Here is a 2,868-nt window from a genome sequence, read left to right as displayed (position 1 = left end):
AACCCGGCCTCGGTGAGGAGCGTGCGGAGCTCCGCACGCTCGAAGGCGCCGACGAAGATCGGCGTGCCCGGCTCAAGGGCGCGGCCCGCGGCGAGCGGGCCCGCGTCGACCGCGTCGAAGCCGAGCCGCTCAATCAGCGCCAGTCCGAGATCGCGGGTGACCTCGTGATCCGTGGCGACCGCCAGCGCGCGACGGCCCGGGGAGCCCGCGGGTTGCCCGTCCTCCTCCAGCTCGTGGTACCCGATGTGGTTCAGGCTTTTGCCGAGGAGCGCTCCGGGCAGGTGCGCGGCGACCATCTCGGAGCTGGAGGGGTGCGCGGCGAGATCGGCGAGTGCGCCGTCGGTGTCCGCCCAGTGGTTCATCGCGTCGAGCACGGGTTTGCCGGCCAGCAGGGCGGCGTCGAGCCCGCGGTACTTGCGCAGCGGGGTCGCGAGCACGATCAGCTCGGCGTGTGCCACGACCTCGGCCGCGTCCGCGGCGATCGCCCCGGGGGCGAGCACCTCCACGATCAGGGCGATCTCGGCGGCCGGCCCAGAGGCCGCGATGCGCACGTCGTAGCCCGCCGCGAGCGCCCCTCGGGCGAGGGTGGTGCCGACCTTACCCGCCCCGAGGATGCCGAGCGTGGTCATCGCTGGCCCCCCTGGCCGAGTGCGGACGTGTGGGTCGGGGGGACGCTGCCCAGTTCGGCGTCCAGCATCGGCTTGACCTTCGTGCCGAGCAGTTCGATCGAGCGCAGCACCTCGCGCTGGGGGAGCGCGGAGAGGTCCATCTGCAGAATGTGCCGGTCGTGGCGCATGAACCGGTGGGTCGCGATGATCTTTTCCGCGACCTCCTCCGCGTTTCCGACGTAGATCCCGCCCTCGGGCCCCGCCTGGGCCTCGTAGCTGGTCCGGCTCGGGGTGGCGAAGCCGCGCTCGGCCGAGGTGCGGGTCATGGTGTCGTTCCAGCCGGCGTAGAAGGTGTCGCGGGCGCGGTGCTCGGCGACGAAGCCGACGCTGGAGACGCCGACGGGGAGCGCGCCGTGACCGAGTCGTTCAGCCTCGGAGCGGAACAGCTCGGCGTGCCGGGCGAAGCTCGCGATGCTTCCCCCGAGCAGGCCGTAGATGACGGGTTGGCCGAGGGCTGCCGCGCGGACGGTCGAGGCGGGGGTGCCGCCCGTGGCGATCCAGATCGGCAGCCGCCCGCCGGCGGGGCGGGGCAGGATCAGGGCGTCGTCGAGCGCGGGTCGAAAGCGGCCGGACCAGGTGACGCGCTCCGCGGCGTTCAGCTCCAGCAGCAGCTCGATCTTCTCGTTGTAGAGCGCCTCGTAATCCGTGAGCTCGGCGCCGAAGAGCGGGTAGGACTCGATGAAGGAGCCGCGGCCAGCGGTGATCTCGACCCGTCCGCCCGAGATGAGATCCGCGGTCGCGAACTGCTGAAAGACCCGCACCGGATCGTCGGTGCTGAGGACGGTCACCGCGGAACCGAGGCGGATGTTCGAGGTCTGGGCCGCGGCCGCGGCCAACACGGTCTGCGGGGAGGACACCGCATACTCCTCGCGGTGGTGCTCGCCGAGGCCGTAGTAGTCGAGGCCGACCTCATCGGCGAGGCGGGCGCGCTCCAGGAGATTCTTGATGCCCTGCTCGGCGCTGATCGCGCTGACGCCTGCGGTGGCGCTGATGTCGCCGAAGCTGTAAATACCGAGTTCCACGGGTCCTCATTTCATTGTGCTTTCAAGTAGATAATCTAACTGCAAGATCATCTTTACGCAAGCTTGTATCTGAGCTAGGCTGAGGACATGACCGCACACGCGCTTCCCGATCCCGCCGATCTCGGCTGGGCGCTCGGGCGCGCCGTGCAGCGCTATCAGGATCTCGCCGCTCGGAAACTCGGGGCGCTGCCCTCGGGCATCCGCGGCTTTCGCGTGCTGAGCACCGTCGCCGCCGGGAGCGGCTGCAGCCAGCTCGAAATCGCGACCCACTTGGGCATCGACCGCACGCAGATGACCTACCTCGTGGACGACCTCGCCACGGCCGGGCTGCTCGAGCGGCAACCGCACCCCACCGATCGCCGCGCGCGCACGCTCGTGCTCACCGCGACCGGGGAGGAGCTCCTCGGTCACCTGGAGCGTGCGATGGCCGAGGTAGAGGGGTACCTCATGGCGGAGCTTTCGGCGGGGGAGCGCGACACCCTGCGCGCTTTGCTCCTCCGAGTCTCCGTTGCTGCCGCTGCCGAGCCTGCGCCCAACGGGGATGCGCTCGGCCCCTGCGCGGCCATCGAGCAGCTGCTGGGCTAAGCCCTAGCGCGGCGCGATCTCCCAGACGCCCGAGCTGCCACGACGGTGGCTGCCGATGAGGTGCGTGTCGACGATCCCCACCGCCTCCATGAGCGCAAACGCGGTCGTCGGTCCGACAAAGGCGAATCCGAGCCGCTTCAGCTCCTTCGCGAGCGCCGCGGACTCCGCGGAGCGCGTGGGCACCTCCTCGATGCGCCGGGGCCGGGGGGTGTCCGCTGGCTGGAAGGACCAGATCAGCGCACCGAGCCCCTGGGCCTCGCGCAGGGCGAGGGTGGCGCGAGCGTTTCCGATCGTCGCGAGAATCTTCGCCCGGTTGCGCACGATGCCCGCATCAGTGAGTAGCCGGGCCACGTCGCTGTCTCCGTAGGCGGCCACGCGCTCGGGGTCGAAGCCGTCGAAGGCGGAGCGGAATGCGGGGCGCTTGCGGAGGATCGTTGCCCAGGACAACCCGGACTGGAACGCCTCCAGGCTGAGCCGCTCGAAGAGCCCCTGTTCGTCGCGCACGGGCATCCCCCACTCCTCGTCGTAGTAGGCGCGCAGCAGCGGATCGGTGGCCGCCCACGGCGGCCGGGCGAGCCCGTCGTCGCCGAGGA

General features: G+C 70.9%; 4 protein-coding genes. 1 reads left to right on the top strand and 3 read right to left on the bottom strand.

Annotation, left to right across the window (positions count from 1 at the left end; genetic code table 11):
• Together OOT08_RS02725 and OOT08_RS02720 are read right to left on the bottom strand one after the other, a co-directional pair.
• The coding region (locus tag OOT08_RS02725) for an NADPH-dependent F420 reductase (protein ID WP_325091009.1) at positions 1–629 on the bottom strand (629 nt) is incomplete at its 3' end.
• Complete coding sequence (locus tag OOT08_RS02720; RefSeq protein ID WP_325091008.1) at positions 626–1,690, bottom strand: LLM class flavin-dependent oxidoreductase; 1,065 nt, start codon at positions 1,688–1,690, stop codon at positions 626–628. The genes OOT08_RS02725 and OOT08_RS02720, both read right to left, overlap by 4 nt.
• Before the next feature lie 87 nt (positions 1,691–1,777).
• On the opposite strand from OOT08_RS02720, the gene OOT08_RS02715 reads away from it, so the two are divergent.
• On the top strand, positions 1,778–2,275 hold the full coding sequence (locus tag OOT08_RS02715) for a MarR family winged helix-turn-helix transcriptional regulator (RefSeq protein WP_325091007.1): 498 nt from the start codon (positions 1,778–1,780) through the stop codon (positions 2,273–2,275).
• Positions 2,276–2,278: 3 nt separating this feature from the next.
• On the opposite strand, the gene OOT08_RS02710 is transcribed toward OOT08_RS02715, so the two are convergent.
• A partial coding sequence (locus OOT08_RS02710; protein WP_325091006.1) for a DNA-3-methyladenine glycosylase I occupies positions 2,279–2,868 on the bottom strand: 590 nt, incomplete at its 5' end.

Origin of the sequence: Leucobacter sp. M11, from assembly GCF_035726885.1 — a bacterium.
Taxonomy (GTDB): Bacteria; Actinomycetota; Actinomycetes; order Actinomycetales; family Microbacteriaceae; genus JAPFRB01.
This window is presented reverse-complemented; position numbering and strand designations above follow the sequence as displayed.